Origin of the sequence: Maribellus maritimus, from assembly GCF_022267315.1 — a bacterium.
In the GTDB taxonomy this organism is placed as follows: domain Bacteria; phylum Bacteroidota; class Bacteroidia; order Bacteroidales; family Prolixibacteraceae; genus Draconibacterium; species Draconibacterium maritimum.
The window spans coordinates 1-19,502 of sequence record NZ_JAIKLE010000054.1 but is presented as its reverse complement, the minus strand read 5'-3'; the positions used below and the strand labels follow the sequence as shown (position 1 = coordinate 19,502).

Annotated in this window: 14 protein-coding genes; 6 read left to right on the top strand and 8 right to left on the bottom strand. The window is 38.1% G+C overall.

Annotated elements, in window-relative coordinates; genetic code table 11:
- Window positions 1-116: 116 nt before the first annotated feature.
- The 3 genes from K5G00_RS26795 to rnhA all read left to right on the top strand — a co-directional run bounded on the left by K5G00_RS26795 (window position 117) and on the right by rnhA (window position 6,291).
- Entirely contained in the window at window positions 117-3,461 is a 3,345-nt protein-coding gene (locus K5G00_RS26795; RefSeq protein WP_238769569.1) for a CPBP family intramembrane glutamic endopeptidase, read from the top strand.
- 62 nt (window positions 3,462-3,523) lie between these two features.
- Window positions 3,524-5,677 (top strand): S46 family peptidase, encoded by a 2,154-nt coding sequence (locus K5G00_RS26790; protein WP_238769568.1) that lies wholly within the window; start codon window positions 3,524-3,526, stop codon window positions 5,675-5,677.
- Window positions 5,678-5,829: 152 nt separating this feature from the next.
- The gene (rnhA, locus tag K5G00_RS26785) at window positions 5,830-6,291 is read left to right on the top strand and encodes a ribonuclease HI (protein ID WP_238769567.1); all 462 of its coding nucleotides are present in this window, start codon (window positions 5,830-5,832) and stop codon (window positions 6,289-6,291) included.
- Between the two features lie 186 nt (window positions 6,292-6,477).
- Here the strand turns inward: rnhA and K5G00_RS26780 are convergent, their stop codons facing one another.
- Entirely contained in the window at window positions 6,478-7,431 is a 954-nt protein-coding gene (locus tag K5G00_RS26780; protein ID WP_238769566.1) for a BF3164 family lipoprotein, read from the bottom strand.
- A 306-nt stretch (window positions 7,432-7,737) separates the two neighbouring features.
- Here K5G00_RS26780 and K5G00_RS26775 point away from each other — a divergent pair, with 306 nt between their 5' ends.
- Window positions 7,738-9,627 (top strand): glycoside hydrolase family 97 protein, encoded by a 1,890-nt coding sequence (locus K5G00_RS26775; RefSeq protein WP_238769565.1) that lies wholly within the window; start codon window positions 7,738-7,740, stop codon window positions 9,625-9,627.
- A 109-nt stretch (window positions 9,628-9,736) separates the two neighbouring features.
- On the opposite strand, the gene K5G00_RS26770 is transcribed toward K5G00_RS26775, so the two are convergent.
- From K5G00_RS26770 to K5G00_RS26740, 7 genes are all read right to left on the bottom strand, one after another.
- Window positions 9,737-10,612 carry an alpha/beta hydrolase gene (locus K5G00_RS26770; protein WP_238769564.1) on the bottom strand — a complete coding sequence of 292 codons (876 nt, stop codon included), beginning with the start codon at window positions 10,610-10,612 and terminating at the stop codon, window positions 9,737-9,739.
- Window positions 10,613-10,648: 36 nt separating this feature from the next.
- Complete coding sequence (locus tag K5G00_RS26765) at window positions 10,649-12,610, bottom strand: carboxypeptidase-like regulatory domain-containing protein (RefSeq protein WP_238769563.1); 1,962 nt, start codon at window positions 12,608-12,610, stop codon at window positions 10,649-10,651.
- A 238-nt stretch (window positions 12,611-12,848) separates the two neighbouring features.
- Complete coding sequence (locus tag K5G00_RS26760; protein ID WP_238769562.1) at window positions 12,849-13,889, bottom strand: hypothetical protein; 1,041 nt, start codon at window positions 13,887-13,889, stop codon at window positions 12,849-12,851.
- 3 nt (window positions 13,890-13,892) lie between these two features.
- The gene (locus K5G00_RS26755; RefSeq protein WP_238769561.1) at window positions 13,893-14,585 is read right to left on the bottom strand and encodes a hypothetical protein; all 693 of its coding nucleotides are present in this window, start codon (window positions 14,583-14,585) and stop codon (window positions 13,893-13,895) included.
- Window positions 14,566-15,105, bottom strand: a complete 540-nt coding sequence (locus tag K5G00_RS26750) for an RNA polymerase sigma factor (RefSeq protein ID WP_238769560.1) — start codon at window positions 15,103-15,105, stop codon at window positions 14,566-14,568. Before K5G00_RS26750 ends, K5G00_RS26755 begins: the two co-directional genes overlap by 20 nt.
- Before the next feature lie 97 nt (window positions 15,106-15,202).
- Entirely contained in the window at window positions 15,203-15,835 is a 633-nt protein-coding gene (locus K5G00_RS26745) for a ribonuclease HII (RefSeq protein WP_238769559.1), read from the bottom strand.
- A 50-nt stretch (window positions 15,836-15,885) separates the two neighbouring features.
- Window positions 15,886-17,010 carry a glycosyltransferase family 4 protein gene (locus K5G00_RS26740; RefSeq protein WP_238769558.1) on the bottom strand — a complete coding sequence of 375 codons (1,125 nt, stop codon included), beginning with the start codon at window positions 17,008-17,010 and terminating at the stop codon, window positions 15,886-15,888.
- A 100-nt stretch (window positions 17,011-17,110) separates the two neighbouring features.
- Between K5G00_RS26740 and K5G00_RS26735 the strand changes: the two genes are divergently transcribed.
- Both K5G00_RS26735 and K5G00_RS26730 read left to right on the top strand, forming a co-directional pair.
- On the top strand, window positions 17,111-18,553 hold the full coding sequence (locus K5G00_RS26735) for an oligosaccharide flippase family protein (protein ID WP_238769557.1): 1,443 nt from the start codon (window positions 17,111-17,113) through the stop codon (window positions 18,551-18,553).
- Between the two features lie 2 nt (window positions 18,554-18,555).
- On the top strand, window positions 18,556-19,203 hold the full coding sequence (locus K5G00_RS26730; protein ID WP_238769556.1) for a DUF3267 domain-containing protein: 648 nt from the start codon (window positions 18,556-18,558) through the stop codon (window positions 19,201-19,203).
- The last annotated feature ends 299 nt before the right edge of the window (window positions 19,204-19,502 follow it).

The following is a 19,502-nucleotide window of genomic DNA, read 5'->3' as shown; positions in this document are numbered from 1 at the left end:
TAAAGTAAGCAACGAAAAACCTTCGATTAAATTCTGTTCTTCAAATTAGATTTTTAAATTTAGTATGGTGTAATTATTTTTAAATAAAAAGACCAATCTACTACCAACCAGGTATCATGAGAAATAAAAATATTTTCAACCGTCCGAAGGGATGGTTTGTTTTAGGTGTTTTTGCGCTTATATCTGTTTTCTACGTCTACTTTAATTTTGATAAGGCCAACAGCTTAATAAACATCGAAATTGAAATGGATCGTGAAGCTGCGTTAAAAAAAGCAGCCCTGCTGGCGCAGGAGTTTGAAATTGGCCCGCAGGAATTTAAGCAAACTGCTGCATTTAGAAACGACAGCAGGTTTCAGAATTTTGTAGAACTGGAATGCGGAGGCCTCGACACTTTTACAAACATTATTTCCAATGGATATTATTATTCATACAACTGGACTGTTCGGCATTTTAAAGAACAGGATGCTAACGAAGTAACTTTCTGGTTCAAACCCAACGGTGACATTTATGGTTTTAAGGAAAAAGTTCCCGAAACCCAAAAAGGCGCAGCACTGAAACAGGATGAGGCACTCCGAATAGCAGAACACATTGCCATTTACAATTGGGATGTAGATTTAACATCTTATGATTTAATTGAAAAATCAAAAAAAGAGCAGATTAGTGGTCGTGTCGATCACACCTTTGTGTATGAGCGAAACGATCAATCGGTTGGAGACGGAAAATTCCGACTTACACTGGTAGTTAGCGGCGACAAACTCAGCACAGTTAATTACAGCGTTAAAATACCTGAAGATTTTAACCGTCGTTATTCTGAAATGCGTTCTGCCAATAACACCATCGCTACAATTTCATCGGCTGCAATTGCCATATTTTATGGTTTACTGGGTGTAATTCTGGGCATTTTTATGCTAATGCGGAAACACCGGTTAATCTGGAAACCGGCGTTATACTGGGGACTGGGAATTGCATTTGCTTCTGTTTTTCTGCTGACGCTGAACAGCCTGCCTTTTTCCTGGTTTTCATACGACACCTCATCTTCACAATCAAACTTTTTAACACGGCAACTTTTAAGCGGCTTACTTAGTGCTTTGGGATTTGGCTCCATCATAGCGGTTTCTTTTATGGCTGCCGAAGGCCTGGGTAGAATGGCATTCCCGAAACATATCCAATGGTGGAAAATCTGGTCAAAAAATTCGGGAGGAAGTTTGCCGGTTCTTGGACAGACCATCGGCGGATATCTTTTTGCAGTAATAATTTTGGCCTTCGATGTGCTGTTTTATCTTACCACAACAACACATTTTGGATGGTGGAGCCCGGCGGGAACATTATCCGACCCAAATATTCTGGCCACTTACCTCCCCTGGCTCGATTCAATAGCCATATCATTACAAGCAGGCTTTTGGGAAGAAGCATTGTTCAGAGCTGTCCCGGTTGCAGGTGTTTTTATTCTCACCAAAGGGAAAAAATGGAGAAACTTCTGGATTGTTTTTGTACTCATTCTTCAAACATTGATTTTTGGATCGGCACATGCCAACTATGCCCAGCAACCTTCCTACGCGAGGGTTTTAGAGATGATTATTCCTTTTACAATAATGGGAATTATATATATATATTTCGGTATTCTCCCAGGAGTAATCGCACACTATACGGTTGATGTTTTCTGGATAAGCCTGCCACTTTGGGTTTCATCAACCGAAGGAATTTGGCTTGACCGGAGTTTGGTTCTGCTCTTTCTTTTTGTTCCGCTTTTTATTGTTCTTTTTATTCGTTTTAGAAATAAAAAATGGACCAAAGTGCCGGAAGAAGAAAAAAACGGTGCATGGAAAGAACCGGCTCTTATCGAAAGAAAATCAGAAGTAATCCCAACCATTGAGACAAAAAAATTGAATGTTGAAAAATGGATTCTTGCCCTTGGCGCTGCAGGACTGATTGTCTGGGTGCTATTCAAGCCTTTCGAAATGGACGCACCGGTTTTACAACTCAATAAAACGGCTGCCATAGAAACTGCAAAAACGGAATTAACAGATCGATACCATATTAATTTTGAAGACTGGACCATTTTAACATCAGTAAATGACGCTGTTGATATTCGCGATATTTTTGTTTGGCAGCTTGGCGGAGATTCCATTTACAAGCAAATGCTAAAAAACTACCTGGCGCCACCACACTGGAAAATCAGACTGGTAAAAACCGAGGGAAAGGCAGAGGATAAAACAGAAGAATATGCCGTACAGGTAGGCAATGATAAGAAAATTCTTGCTGTTTCACATATTCTTCCTGAGAAAGCAAAAGGAAAAAACCTTTCAGAAAATGAAGCACAAACCATCGCTGATTCAGTTCTTTTGTCTGGTTTCTTACTGGAAAAAGAAACACTAAAAAGAATCTCGGTTACTCCGGAAAAACAGGAAAACAGAACAGCCTGGGAATTTATTTATGCCGACACAACCAATTTCCCGCTTACTCAGGGACAGGGAAGGTATCGCATCAAGATTGCCGGCGATGAAGTGACAAGTGCATATTCCTTTGTTTATGTCCCTGAAGAATGGACTCGAAATTACAAAGAGACAGAAAACAAAAAATCAATCATCAAAACGATATCAACAATTCTGATTGCAGGCACAGTTTTACTGGGACTGGTATTAGCCATTATCCGATGGACACGAAAAAAATTCAGGCTAAAACTATTTATAAAACTGGCTATTGTTTTTGCGTTGCTTTATTTTGTTGAAAATTGGTTTTCATGGCCAACTGCAATCGCAAACTATTCAACACAGCTCCCAATGTCAAATTTTATCACAACACTTTTGATTGGCATCGCAATATCCGGCATTTTCTTTACTTTGTTTTACAGCATTTTTATTGCCGCCACACCCGGTTGGACACCCCTTAAGAAATCATCGCTGCCCAAAAGAAATATTTTATACGCATTGGGATTAGGTCTTTTTGTAACCGGAACTTTTACTGCCATTCAGAGCCTGCTGCCCAAAACAGAACCTTACTGGATAAGCTTTGACTTTTTGAACGGCAAACTACCATCATTTTTGCTGGCTGTTTCAAATACACCTGGCGTCATTTTATATCCGGCCTTTGCTTTTGTTCTGTTTTACGGGATACACAGCTATACCCAAAGCTGGACACGAAACAAATGGATTGGGATATCTTTAGCTGTTTTAGGCGGACTCTCGTTAAACGGAATTAATTTTGAAAATTATTCTGTTTGGATAATCACAACAATAATAACCGTTGTTTTAATTGGTATTGTCTATTTCTTTTTTATCCGGTTCCATTTCGAATGGATTCCTTTTGGTTTCGGAATGATACCAATTCTTGGGATGATAAGTAAAATATTTATCGCTCCAAATTCGGTGGTTACTTTTGGCGCTGCGTTAATGATAACAATGTCAGTGGCTCTGTTATTTTGGTGGTATTCAGAGCTCATCAATCAAAATGAAAAAAGATAATTATCACATAATTATGTAGTATGAAAAATTATATTTGCAAATTCTAATAGAAAAAAGGTAAGATGAGAAAATTTAAATTATTACTGCTGATTTCAATATTTATTTATGGCTCGGCAGTGGCCGATGAAGGAATGTGGCTGCCTTCGCTTATTTATAAGCTGAACATTAATCAAATGCAACAAATGGGATTCGAGTTGGATGCCGAAGACATTTACAGCATTAATAACTCCAGCCTGAAAGATGCAGTAGTAGCACTCGACCGTGGCTCATGCACGGCAGAACTCGTTTCGGAAGAAGGACTGTTACTCACCAATCACCATTGCGGCTTTGGAGAAATTCAAAGTCATTCAAGTGTTGAGCATGATTATTTACGTGATGGTTTTTGGGCAATGTCGAAAGAGGAAGAACTTCCGAACCCGGGAAAAACAGTTTCATTTTTAGTTCGTGTTGAAGATGTTACCGATAAAGTTTTAGTCGACATTTCCGACGACATGAGCGAAGAAGAGAGAGAGCGAAAAATAGATGAGAATTCAAATCAGCTGGAAAGAGAAGCAAAAGGTGACACACATTACGAAACGTATGTGAGAAGCTTTTTTAACGACAACCAGTTTTATCTTTTTGTGATGGAAACCTTCAAAGACATACGTTTGGTAGGCGCACCTCCGCAAGCGATGGGTAAATTCGGCGGCGATACTGACAACTGGATGTGGCCCCGTCACACAAATGATTTTAGTATGTTTCGTGTTTACTGCGGCCCTGATGGAGAACCTGCTGAATATTCGGAAGAGAACATTCCTTACCATCCAAAACATTTTTTCCCTGTTTCAATAAAAGGTATTGAAGAAGGCGACTTTGCTATGGTTATGGGATATCCGGGAAGTACAAACCGTTACAAAACATCGTTTGGAGTAAATTATACCATGCAGGTAACCAATCCGGTTCGTATTGAGGTACGCGAAAAAAAGCTCGAAATCATAAACAAGTACATGACAACCAGCCAAAAAGCACGCATCCAGTATGCTTCAAAATATGCCCGCAGTTCAAACTATTATAAATACAGTATTGGCCAAAACAAAGGATTAGACGATTTGGATGTAATTGCAAAAAAAAGAATGCTGGAAGACAAATTTTCAGAATGGGTAAATTCTACTTCGGCCAGAAAAGAAAAATACGGGGAAGCCCTAAGTTATATCAAAGATTCTTATGCTGATGACGAAGCATATAAAGCCCAGGAATATGTTTCAGAAGCTTTACTTCGCGGACCGGAGATTTTTATGTTTGCAGTTCGCCTGCGCCCAATGATTGATTTGCTCGAAAAACCGGAAGAAAATAAAGAACGAATTGAAAGAGTAACAATGGCTATAAAAGAATCGCTGGATTCCTATTTTAAAGATTACGATGCAGAAACCGATAAAAAAGTAGCCGGAGCACTCATGCAGCTGTATGCAAAAAATAACCCGGCAAAATTCTATCCCAACTTTTTTGCTGAAGTTCAGAAAAAATACAAAGGTGATTTTTCAAAATATGCCGATAAGATGTTTGCGAAAACAATATTCGCAAGCAAAGAAGAACTTACAGAGTTCATGAATGAACCTACTGCTAAAACACTCCAAAAAGATATGGCATTTCAGGCGGCCTCTGATATTTTTAAAACATTTCGGGATGTCAGTGATCTTGCATCGCAGGGAAATGAAAACCTGTTAAAAGGAAGGAGACTTTTTGTTGCCGGCTTAATGGAAATGGAAAAGGATAAAACGTTCTATCCCGATGCGAATTCAACCATGCGTTTAACCTATGGAAAAGTTTTGGAATATGAACCTCGCGACGGCGTAATATACAAATATTACACCACCACCGATGGTTACCTGGAAAAAGAAATTCCGGGAGATGCTGAATTTGATGTCCCTGCAAAAATGAAAGAAATGCTGCTTGACAAAGATTTTGGCCGTTATGCAGATGACGACGGAAAACTGCACGCTTGTTTTATTTCAAACAACGATATCACCGGGGGAAACTCCGGAAGTCCGGTTATTAACGGGAAAGGAGAACTGATTGGAATTGCCTTCGACGGAAACTGGGAAGCGATGAGTGGCGACATTGCTTTTGAACCTGAGATACAACGCTGTATCAGCGTAGATATTCGTTTTGTATTGTGGGTAATCGACAAATACGCCGGTGCAACCCACCTGATTGACGAAATGAAAATTATTGAATAAAAGCCTCTCTGAATTCAACCAGGAAAAGAGTTGAAAATATTTTAAATCATAAATAATCCTGTCATTTTTTGACAGGATTATTTATTTGCCCTTATTACCCTGCCCGTTTGTTTTTCTGAGTTTTTACTCACTACTTTGTATCTTTTTATAAAATGACCATACCAAAAATTACAATATATACTGATGGTGCAGCCCGCGGAAATCCCGGACCGGGAGGTTACGGAATTGTATTAATTTCGGGACAACACCGGAAGGAGCTTTCACAGGGATACAAACGAACCACCAATAATCGAATGGAGTTGCTGGCTGTAATCACGGCTTTGGAAGCATTGAAAGTTCCTGGAAGCGATGTAACCATTTACACCGATTCAAAATATGTAGCCGATGCCGTTGAAAAAGGCTGGGTGTTCAACTGGGTGAAAAAACGCTTTAAAGGGAAAAAAAATCCCGACCTGTGGATGCGTTTTCTTGAAATTTATAAAAAACACCGCGTAAAATTTATTTGGGTAAAAGGCCACGCCAATAACCCTTTAAACGAACGCTGCGATGAACTGGCTGTAGAAGCATCGATGGGGCCTAATCTTCTGGAAGACAAGGGGTATCAACCGGAATAATTTTTATTTCCTCTGATGCCAGCGGCCAGCGGCATTGTATGGTTATAAAAATTATTTGTACAGAAAACCATTCGACTCCGGCCGGAGTCGTACCCTTCAACTTTACTAAATTTCTATAAATATTTGAATCCTTCGGAAATGCTTGCCAGAATAAGAAATTACCATCCCTTTTACAGCTGTTTAGGCTTAATATTTGAATTTAAGCAAATAGGGTTCAAACCGGTCATCATAACCATACCCGTATATTGTTTTATTGTTTTCGTCAACTGCGAATAGGTTGGGGGTTATATCAAATGTAAATTCTCGAACAATTAAGCCGTCGAAATTATATACTTCCATAAAAACACCATTACTCTTGTTCTCCTTGCACAGAGCATAAAGGAAACGCTCACCTGCGATAATTTGAGTATAGTATACCGGTGTATCAGAATCGCCTGCCACTGGCTCTCGGTGTTCGTAGTCTCCAATAATTTCCTTTTCTAATTTGAAATCGTTTACCCTATAGATATTAATTTGCTTTTTAAACAAATAGGCAAATACCAAAAAGGAATCGTTTACAGCAATTGTGCCTCTGTTGCTATAAAAAAAAGATTCATTATGAGCATCTTTTTCCATCTGAATTTCATCCAAACATTTATTGCTTTTTAAATCGACCTTTACAATTTCTAAATTGTCCGGCAGATAATAAATAAAAAGAGAATCATTTAAAATGTGCATGTTATTAAACGATTCATAGCGGGGCAACTTTATCAAGTCAAGAAACTTCAATTCTCCTTTTTTATTTATGTCAAACTTTTTGATTGTCTGCGGACCATAGCCCCAAACATAAAGTGCCTGATTTGATGATTCACAAAACATTGGAAACAGTCGCATCTCTCCGGGCCCGGAGCCTTTTTTTACTGCGCCGGCTACATATTTTAAATCAGGTAATGAATAGATGTATAACATCGTGTCTGACTTGCTATTGCTGCTGGATATAATCAAATTATCATTCACCCTTGTCAGAAAATCAGGCGAAATGATTTCTTCCAGCAATTTTTTATCCGATTTCAGTTCTCTTCTTTCTGGAGTGGACGCTTTATCCGTGTTACAAGAATTAACAAGCAGTAATAAGACACTGTAAATAAAGTACTTTTTCACACAACTAAATTAGAGAAATTGTATCATATCTAAGTTTGAAAAACACAAAGTAAAATTATAGAAAGCTGCAATTGTTTCTGATTTTTGCAAAGTATATTGTGGGGCAAGCAACTCATGATTATAAAAGGTTAATGATTATGTTTTTTAAAACTAACAACAATTTGTTTTCCGGCAATACTTCATCATGCTGTTTTACAACCTAAAACTAAAACAGAGCATTAAAAAAGACATTAGGTGTTTTCAAAAACAAAAGATGTTTTCGATTTTCTTTTTGTATTTTCACGCCAAACTTGAAACCTTATACCCATGAAAAACCTTGTCGTAGCACTTCTTCCACTTTTGCTTTTTGCTTGTGGTAATCCCAAATCTGTTTCAGTTCTAAGTCCCGATGGAAAAATAAAAGTTGACTTTTGGATTGATGAAACATCAGATAATCATTACTCGGTAAGTTATGAAGGAGAGACCATTGTTTTGCCTTCATTTATTGGATACCAGTTGGAAGACGAATCGAAAATTGGCGACAACGTGGAAATTGTTTCGTTTTCGGAAATGGAAGTCAACCAAAGCTGGAAACCCGTTTATGGCGAACTGGCAGAAGTACCGGATACATACAACCAAACCACAATACGTTTAAAAGAAACGACTGAACAAAGCCGAGAATTTGAAATTGCCCTTCGCGTATACAACGAGGGAGTGGCTTTTAATACGACCTTCCTCTCAGGGGAGAATGAAGAACAGTTCACGATTCAAAAGGAACTCACAGAATTTACTTTTAATGAAGATTACGATTGCTGGGTATCAGACCGGGCGCAATCGGAATACCGCAATGTTCCAATTGGTTCAATAAAAGAACCGGCAGAACGACCGTTGGTAGTTGAAGCAGGAAATAAATATCTTGCCGTTGGCGAAGCAAAATTGATTGATTTTTCGCGTATGAAACTTCAGTCCGGTGAAAATAACAATTCGTTGATTGCAGCACTTGAAGATTCACCCGAAGTCGAACTTCCATATACAACACCGTGGCGTACGATTATGATTGGAAGTACTCCCGGAGAATTACTGGAAAACAACTATTTCCTTCAGAATCTAAATGATCCGTGTGCGATTGAAGATGTGTCGTGGATAAAACCAGGGAAAGTAATTCGCGAAGTGACACTTACCACACGTGGCGGAATTGCCTGTGTTGATTTTGCAGCGGCAAACGGACTGCAATACATAGAGTTTGACGCCGGATGGTATGGCAACGAATACGAAGAAACATCGGATGCGACCACCATTACCGTAGATCCCAAACGTTCGCCAGGGCCGCTGGATTTGCAAAAAGTAATCGACTACGGAAAAAGCAAAGGTATTGGTGTTATTTTATATGTAAACCGCCGTGCTTTGGAAAAACAAATTGACGAAATTTTACCGCTGTATAAATCGTGGGGAATAAAAGGCGTAAAATACGGCTTTGTTCAGGTGGGTTCGCAAGAGTGGACAGCATGGTTGCACGAGGCTGTAAAAAAAGCGGCTGACAATCAGCTGATGGTGGATATTCACGACGAATACCGACCCACTGGTTTTTCGCGTACGTACCCAAATTTAATGACACAGGAAGGAATTCGCGGCGATGAAGAAAGCCCGACGAACGAACATACATTAATCACGCTTTTTACCCGTATGCTGGCAGGTGCCGGCGACAACACCATCTGCTATTTTGCACCCCGCGTTACAGAAACCATGGGCGGGCATGTTTCGCAACTGGCAAAAGCGGTTATGATGTATAGTCCGTGGCAATTCCTTTTTTGGTATGACCGCCCTCCAAATTCATCGGATGTAATTGGCGGAGTTCCCGGAGCCAAAGATTATATAGAAGTAACTCCTGAACTGGAGTTCTTTAAACAAATGCCAACCGTTTGGGACGACACCAAAGTACTGGAAGGCAAAATAAGTGAATACGCTACCATAGCCCGAAAATCAGGTGATGATTGGTTTTTGGGTTCTTTAACCGGAGAACAGGCACATTCGTTTTCATTCGATCTTACTTTTCTTGATGATAACACCGACTACCAGGCTACTATTTATACATACGATCCCAACTCTAAATCAAAAACAAAGGTAAATATTGAAAAACGGGATGTTAACGTAAACTCAAAATTACAATCCAAGATTGAAGCTAACTCTGGCCTGGCCATCCATTTTCAGAAAAAATGAAAAATTTGAGTACCAATACAACTCATCTTAAATTCAATTTCACTGCAAATATTTAAAGATACCAACACCTCAACTATATATATCAGGAAAAAAGAAAGGTATAACCGGGCTATTCTTTTTGTATCGGTTGTTTTAATTCCTGCAAACCCTTAATAAATGAAATCAGCCCAACATCCATATGATCTAAATTACTATAAACTCTACTCTTAAAATTTAAACTTTCAAGGTCCATTTTTTCGATTTCGGTTGAGATGTCAACAACCGGATTTATCGACCAAGTAGAATCTTCAGTTCCACCAACACTTAAAAAGATGTTCAAACTTTCTTTATTGTTTTTCAGTTTTTCCGGCAATTGCTTCAAATAAAAATTGTTATACCACAACGTAGGACTTGCTGAAATAAATGATTTAAAGTCATCAGTACTCTTGTTTATTTGATCCGTTAAAGCATAAAGTACAAAATAACCTCCAAAAGAATGACCAAACAATGTCCTGTCCGTTTTGTCCGTTCTGAATTCGCTATCAATTTTTGGAACCAGTTCGTTTGTTATATACTTTTTAAAATTCTGTCCTCCACCAATTGCATCCATTTCATCTGAAGGTATTGATTTTGGATAGAGATAATCTCTAACTCTTAAAGAATCCATTAATTGGAAACTCTTATAACCGATGCTCACTAAAATAAAAGGTTCCAAAAGCCCCGTATTTTCATATTGATGGGCAATAGGTGAAGTAATTGGAAAATAAAAATTTCCGTCCAGTTCGTAAACCGAAGGATAATTTTTGTCCGGGTTCTCATAATATTCATTTGGTAGTTGAACATTAATATAAAAAGTGTCTTTTACAAACTCGGAATATTGATTAAAGATGGAAGGTTGTGAGTCAACTTCAGTTTTACTCTCTAATTTTGAAGAACAGCCTGGTAAAAACCCTACTATTGTGAGAATTAAGAAATTTCTCAAAGTTCTTTTTTGAATAATTTTCATATACAATATTTTATAGATTTCATTTTTGCTTGATTTTTATTGTCTCACATCGATATTAAAACCTACCCCTAAACTACTATGCTTTTTAAATTGCGCCTGACTGGCACGTTTAATAAGTGTTCCGTTATTTAGCAATCCTAAAGAGAAATATATGGCTTCCTCTTTTTTTACTTCTCCATTATTTTTCACCCATTCCAGTGTAACAAACACATCGTCTTCCAATACAATATCATAAGGTTTTAAATTAACAGAGATCACGCCGGTTCGCTTAGGTTCAATTTCAATAAAAATATTTTTAGCTAAAATATTCTCACCCGGTCTCCCGCCTTTTTCATCATAAAAATTTAATCTGAATACAGATGTGGCACTCAAACGGTTGTATGGAACATTGAACCTAAAACTATCAACATATGCGGGACTTTTATGGACATTGATTTTTATTCCCATCTCCGCCCCCAGTTGATCATAACTAAATCCTGTGCTAATAAATTTTGATGTTGTTTTATTGCCCAATGTTTTCTTTTTGAAACTCTTCCCATAAACAACCACTTCATTTATTGTTTCTGCTTTTTCTTTCAAATAAACCAACACGACGGAATCACTTTTGGCAATATCGCTTATTAACAATTCTTCAGGGTGATATCCTACCATCGAAATCCGGAGAGTATCATTCAAATAATCTTGTTTCATCTGCAATTCAAATGTTCCTTTTTCATTTGTGATTGTTCCTCTTTCTTTATTAAGAATACCAATATTCACGTATGGTAATGGTTCCCTTGTACTTGCATCCAAAATCTTCCCGTTAATTTTTCTCTCTGAGTTATTGTCTTTTCTTTCTGAATAATTAATCGGGGAGGTTGTGTTATTTTCAGAGTTGACTATTTCTGTCCAGAAATTGTCAAAGTCGCCTTTTCCAAATAAGGTACTATTAAAAAAGCGCACGGTAATATCCTCTAATTCATTATAAATATGAACCGAACTTTGAGATGCATTTAGAATTGAAGGGATACAAAGAAAATCAGAATGGTTACTCCCCAAAAATCGCAGATATCTTTTCTCCGAAGAAAGCAAATTATAATAACTGTAATCTGATGTTGGTGAAAAACCACTTAATTTCCCGTCACTTTCAAGATACAGATACGGTATCGTTTGTACTTCCGGTTTTAAAAGATTCTGGTTAAGTATCTCTTTAACATGTACGTCGTTGAGCTGTCCATCTTCATCATAATCCGTAGGATCACCAAAATAGCAAATCTCTGAACCATCAAAGGAAACAAATGATTTGATTTCAGGATTCCGGGCAACCAACACCGCAGAACTCATTCCACCCCAGCTATAGCCCAAAACACCAATTTGGTCAAAGTCAGGCTGTAGAGAAAACGTCTTACTATTTCTTAAAAATTCCAAAGCAAATTCAGCATCAAAAACCTGCTCCAACATATCGGTTATTTTATTCGACATTTCTCCGGGATATTTTCCAACCGACCAAACAGATAAAACGATAAAGCCTTCCTGTGCCAGGCGCTCCAGAATTTTGTAGTTTTCAAAGCCCATCCCATTCATCCCGGCCATATAAATAATAACCGGTAATTTTTTTGAATTTACAGGATTTAGTTCCCAAAAACTGTAGGTTTGAATATTCAGTAGTTTCTGTGGGTTTGGATCAAGCCCCAGTTCAGCCATAAAAAATGTAGCCAGTTCTTCGCTAAAACCTTCGTAATTTGTATCTCCATATGCTGAAGCGCGCTGTTCAAACAGTTTAAAAATATCGCCAAACAACAAATGACTCTGTCCTTTGTCTTCCGAAGGATACCAAACATCAATCTCCACCGGGCGGAAATGTAAACTATCATGAATATCTGTTTCCGGTTTATATATTCGTGAGGTATCTTTTAAGTTCAAAACTTTAAAACCAGCGTGGTAATGTTCGATTCCCTGACCGCGCGAAAATTGAACCGCTAAAAAAAAAGCGAGTATAATTAGATATTTCTTTTTCACGTTGAGATATAAATTTTTGCCTGTGACTGATTACAAAAGACACATAATAATTACAAACTAATAACACCACTCTGGTGTCGCGTCAATCTTCAAATTTCGGATAAGAACATTAGGTATGTTTCGACTCCATTCAACATGCCCTATGATAGTCAGGCTGAACGGAGTCGAATACTTAACCGTTATCTTACTCTTGACGAGACATTAGTCTTTATAAGTTTTGAGAAACAAAAGTGGTGCCTTAAAAAGTTACAGATAAACGAATTCCCGGGTAAATATTCTTCAGAAAATCGTTGAAATAGAGTTCCGGCTTTAAACTAATGGAATCGTTTATTTTCTTTTTTACCGACACCCGAAAAGTATTTTCCTTAAAAAAATCGTTATTTCGTACCGCAAGATATCCTACTGAAAGCCCATACCATTTTTCCTGAAGCGGAGAACCTGAAAAGTTATGATCCCAGCCTATTGAAACAAAATGATTCAACTCGAAAAAATTATCGTCGGTTGATCCGGAAAAATCGTACATCATGTTCCATCCTACTGAATAAATATTTTTTATCATCCCTTTTCGTGAAAAGCCCAGTCCCAAACGAAAATTAATATCAGAAACAAATGAGTTTTTCACCCAACCTGAGCCAACTCCTCCCATTATATACAACATATCCAGCGATTTGAATGAAGGAGTTTGAACATGTACCTTAGGCTCATTCTCCCTTAAATCAACACAGGCCTGAACCGGCGATTTCCGGTAAACAGTTCCTATCTCCTCAGTAAGAGCTTCAGTTCCCTTCCGGGCTTTCATTTTGAAATTTTCTGAAGAAAAAACAGAAAGAGCAGATAAATCGTCAACATAAATTTTCACGTTTAAATCCCGGGTAACAATAAAAATACAGTACTGACCCAATTCTTTTTCGAAAACAATTCCGTCATCAAAAACAATCAATTTTTTTGAATCCTTTTTTTCGAGCGTCAGTTTCAAATCTTTATAATTGGATACCGTAAAATCGTTTGCCAGTTCTCGCAAAGAAATAACAATGCGTTCGTCTTCTTCAGGAGTTGCCATCGACATTTCTTTCAAAATTTTCTGAATTTGTTCGACATGCTCTTCAATTCGGGGACTTTCAGGACTTTCCTCAGCAAAACCGGCACTGGAAATCTCCACTAACATTTTATCAAACCTGTACCGAATCGTATCGCCTTTAAAAACATCGCTTTTGGCTGCCAGCAATTGTGTAACAAAAAGAAAAAGAAGTACTGAAATAATTGTTTTAACTGTTTTCATAGCTTACTTGTTTTTTAATAGTGTTTTGTTTAAATCGTTTTTGTTTTCTGTAAACTTCCCGGGAAATATTTTCAATTCAAGGGCTGAATTTTTTGGAACGGCACCACTTTGAACGCCCATTTCCACGCGTTCGCTTTTTAGCTGAAAAGGCTCATTCCCTTTCTTTTCTGTTTCTTTTTTTTGTTTCTGAAAAGTGAACAATTCATCCTTAACTTTTTTTAGTTCTGCTTCCAACGTCTCCTTCTCAATCTGGTGATTCATTTTCTGAACAGCCAACAAAGCTTGAGTCGAATCTTCCAACTGTTTGATTTTTTTCTGCCATACCAAGTTGTCGTCCAATTTATTGACAGAAACAAAACGATCGTGATAAACGAGCTTTTCCACAACTTTGGTTTCTGTTTTTATTTGGATAGGAGCAGCTATTAGGGAATCGATGGTGTGTTGCATTTCAACATTCTTACTTTGTATTAATTCCAGCTTACTTTGTAGGCTTCTATTGATAGTAAACGCCGCATAAACACCGGCCGCGAAAAAGAAAAACAGAAAAACAGCGGCTACCCTCCACCAGGCAGCAACACTTTTTGAACGGTGTATTGTTGTATCAAGCCGACTCCACATTACTTCTTTCCCTGAGAAAGTTGTATTAGCATCGGATTCTGCAAAGGCTTCCTTTATTTTATGTTCCAGATTGTCCATAATCGTAATTCAATTTCTTTTGTAATAACTTTCTTGCTTTAAAAAACTGCGAACGCGAGGTGCTCTCCGAGATCCCCAACATTTCTGCAATTTCTTTGTGTGCGTAACCATCAACCACATGCATCAAAAAAACGGTTTTATAACCCACCGGCAGCTGATTCACCAATTCGTTTAGCGTTTCCCCGTCGGGCTCTTCGTAATACATTGTGTTTTGATGTTCTTCATCAATTGGCTCCAGTTTGTAAAGCGTGCTCAATTCTTTTCTGCGGTCCATTAGTGTTTGGTTAATCACAATACGCGACAACCAGGCCAGCAATGCAGCCTCATTTATAAACTCAAAGTCAGATAACTTTAGGAAAATCTTCAAAAAAGCCTGAAAAAGTGCTTCTTCAGCTGTTTCAGTTGAGACAGCATAACGTTTGGCCACGGCAAACAAACGGTCGGCATACCAATCGAAAAACTGCTTTTGCGCCCGCCGGTCGCCTTTTGAACTTTTACTAATAATTTTTTGAATCTGCACTAAATCGTTTTATTAAAATTCCTTTCATTCTTAAAATGCGGAAAAAAACTCAAACGTTGCCTGTGCGTCAAAAAAAATTCAAAATTCTTTTTCGAAACTATTTGTTTTCTTTTGCTTGAGGGAAACCCAAAACCAACTGTTCATCCAGCAAGCGGAAGGACATGCGATGGTATTTTGTAGTTCCAAATTCTTTGATGGCTGCCCGGTGTTTTTTGGTTGGGTAACCTTTGTTTTTACTCCAATCATAATTGGGAAATTCGTTGTGGGCTTGTTGCATAAAGTCGTCGCGATAGGTCTTTGCCAACACAGAAGCTGCCGCAATGGAATAAAATCGCCCGTCGCCTTTTATCATGCAGGTAAACGGTATTTTGGTGCGCGGCCGGAAACGATTTCCGTCAATCAACAAATGCTCCGGCACCATTTGTAGTTGCTGCACAGCTTTGTTCATCGCCAAAAACGAAGCATTCAGAATATTAATTTCATCAATTTCTTTATTCGAAACCGAAGCCACTGCCCAGGCTATCGCCTCTTTTTCAATGAGTGGGCGCAAAAAGTAACGTTGTTTTTCAGTGAGTTTTTTGGAGTCGTTTAATAATTCATTTTCAAAATCGCAAGGCAAAATTACAGCCGCTGCAAATACAGGCCCTGCAAGACAACCGCGCCCCGCCTCATCGCAACCAGCTTCGACAGTATTTTTTTTATAATATGATAATAGTTTGTTGAATTTCATTCTTTGCACTAAGTTTTCTCACCTCCGCAGGGGAGCCTGGGAGGGGCTTTTTATTGTAAAGCCCGTTCTACGCTCATCCAAAGTAAACGTGCCGTTTCGTCCCAGCTAAATTTTTCTTTCTGAACCATTCCCTTTTCTATAAGCGATTTGCGCAGCTCCTTGTCTGCCGAAATCTTAATCATGGCTTCGGTTATTTGTTCTATTTTGCACGGGTCGGCATATAAAACGGCACTTCCGCCAACTTCGGGAATAGAAGTTGTGTTCGAACAAATTACAGGAACGCCGGAGCTCATCGCCTCTACAATCGGAATTCCAAAACCTTCAAAATAAGGAACAAAAGTAAGCGCCATTGCTGCGCCAAAAATCTGATGTAATTCGTCGGTATTTACACGGCCGGTAAAAACCACGTCCTTTTTAAAACGCATGTTGTCGAAGGTTTCGAAAATTTCACCGGTTTTGTGCATTTCACCACCAACAATTACCAGTTTTACATCATTTGAATCCACACTTTTAAAGGCATCAAAAGCATTTAGTAACCCGCAAATATTTTTCCGCGGATGCAAAGCGCCCACAAACAAGAAATAGGGTTTCCCGTCGGAATATTTTTGTCGAATTACTTGCTGGTCTTCAAGCGACGTTGGACAAAAAATCCGGTTAATGCCGTCGTAAACCACATCAATTTTATCGTAATCTACCTTAAACGAACGCGTAATATCTTCCTTTGAATAGAACGAAACCGTTGCAATTCGTTTTGCAACTTTGGCAAATTTTTTAAAATACCGATTGTAATATTTTGCTTTCAACCAAGGCAAATCGGCAGGACGATGTACAAAATTAATATCGTGAATTACGGCCAGCTGAGGTACTTTTGTTCGCAACGACAAGTATCCGTCGGGAGAAAGAAAAAGGTCGGCTTTATATTTTCTGAGCACTTTCGGAATTTGATATTCAAACCACAAATACCACAAAACCGGATGCCGCGTTGGCGGACCAATAACCACCGGAGTAACATTATCAGAAAAAATATAGTCGGAATCGTAAGGCCGATCAAAAATAAAAATAAACTGATGTTCCGGGTGATTGATGGTCATTCTTTTCAGCGTTTCCAAAGTAAACCAACCAATTCCCTCAAGTTTGCCCTTTAAAAGCAAGCGGGTATTTACGGCAATTACCATAAAGTGTAAATTCAAATTTGGGTAAATGTACAAAGTCTGTTTAAATATTTTTTACTTTTAAGCTTTCAAATTATGCGACTTAAAAGATAAATACTGGATTTTGAAACGCAAATTTATTACCAATCTGATATTACTACTTTTCCTGAACCTCCTGATAAAACCATTTTGGCTTCTGGGAATTGACAGAACCGTTCAAAACATGGTTGGCGATCAAACTTTCGGTATGTATTTCGCCTTGTTTAATTTTTCAATGTTGCTGAATATCCTGCTCGATGTAGGAATTACCAATTACAATAACAGGAATATTGCACAACACCAGTTTTTGCTTCCCAAACATCTTTCAAATATTGTGGGTTTGAAACTCATGCTCGCCATTGTTTATGCCATTTTTACACTCACAGTTGCATTTATTATCGGCTACAACAAGGTGCAATTTCATTTGCTTTTCTTCCTCATTTTCAACCAGTTTCTTATTTCGTTTACTTTATATCTTCGGTCCAATATCAGCGGGCTGCATCTTTTTCGCACCGACAGTTTTATTTCGGTTCTCGACCGAAGTATCATGATAATTATTTGCAGCGTTCTTTTATTCAACAGCTCATTTAAAGCTTCTTTTACCATTGAATGGTTTGTGTACGCACAAACTGCTGCTTATCTGCTCACTTCAATTATTACATTTATAATTGTTCTGGCGCAATCAGGGAAAATAAAACTCCGCTTCGATTTCAAATTTTTTATTGTTTTTCTTCGGAAATCGTATCCTTACGCACTTTTGGTTTTGCTGATGTCGTTTTACAACCGGATTGATTCGGTAATGCTTGAGCGCCTCCTCCCCGACCCGATTGGAAAAGAACAAGCCGGAATTTATGCGCAGGCATTTCGTTTGCTCGACGCAGTTTCGATGTTTGGCGTTCTATTTGGCGGCTTACTTTTGCCCATTTTCTCGCGAATGATAAAACAAAAAGAACATGTTGGTTCCATGGTTCAACTTTCCTACACGCTTTTGGTTGTTCCTGCTATAATTATTGCGGTTTCGAGCGTTTATTACAACGAACAGATTATGGATCTTTTATACCATTCCAACACCAATCATTCCTCGGGAATTCTCGGAATTCTGATGACCGGATTTATCGGAATTGCCAGCACATACATTTTCGGCACACTGCTCACAGCAAACGGAAGTATGAAACAACTTAACATTATGGCGTTTCTGGGAATGGTGCTCAACGTTTCACTTAACCTGATTTTAATTCCACGCTTTATGGCATTTGGTTCTGCTTATGCCAGTTTAATTACTCAAATTTGCACTGCCATTGCACAAATCACGCTGGCAATTATCATTTTCAAACTAAAACCAAGTGTCCGATTTATTATCCAACTCATTCTTTTTGCAGGAATTACGGTTACGATGGGAACCATTTCGCAACGTTTTGAGAACTGGGTTTACGGCTACTTATTTGTAATCTTCACTTCCGCACTTTTTGCATTCTTATTGAAATTATTTAATTTGAAAGACCTCTATCAAATTATACGATACAAATAAAAATGGCCAACCCAACAATTCAGGAACTGCAAAACGAAGACAAATTTGAGCTGCTGGCAAAATTTAATCATCAGCAAATAAAAGATTTTGTAATTCAGCAACTAAGCAACACCAATACAAAAATTGTTCGCTGGTACATGATTTACCAAACGTTAATGGTTCTGCTTGGCCTTTTTTTTCTTACGCGCTCGGTTATTTTAGCTTTTCAGTATAATTTTCTGCCGCTGTTTTTTTCAATTGCCACACTTGTTTTCTGTGTTTCTGTTCTTATTGTTATTCATGAACTCGTTCACGGAATTGCGTTAAAAGTAACCGGAGCCCCAAAAATAAATTACGGCGGCTATCTTAGGAAATTTGTTTTTTATGCAGAAGCCGATGAACATGTGCTCAATCGGAAACAATTTGCCTTTGTAGCATTGGCTCCGCTGGTAGTTATTCAATTTGTTACACTTTTCGGAATTCTTTTTTCGCTCAACCAGTCGATATTTTATTTCTGGATTATTTTAATGAGTGCACACAGCCTTTTCTGCGCCGGCGATATTGGGCTACTTTCGCTCTTTTCTTCTGACAAAAATGCAGAAATTTACACTTTCGATGTAAAAGAAGAAAAAACGAGTTATTATTACAAAAGAATCGATAAAAATGTTTAATCAGTAGAAAAAACGACTCAAATTAAAGCTGTTTTCACTCAGCATTTTGATTCTTCTCAAATCACATACCCATAAAATGATCATACTTTTTTAAAATCATCTGATAAGAGAAAACAGATGCCTCGGACCAAAAGCCCAGGGTTTCTTTTTGTATGAACAACCACACCTAAAAAATATAACAAGCCCGGCACCAGTCCATATTTCAAATTGTATATAACGAAAACCACGGATATTGTCTGATTTATCGATTTTTGAACACAAAACCCCTTACCCATGAAAAGTGAGGATAAGGGTGTTGT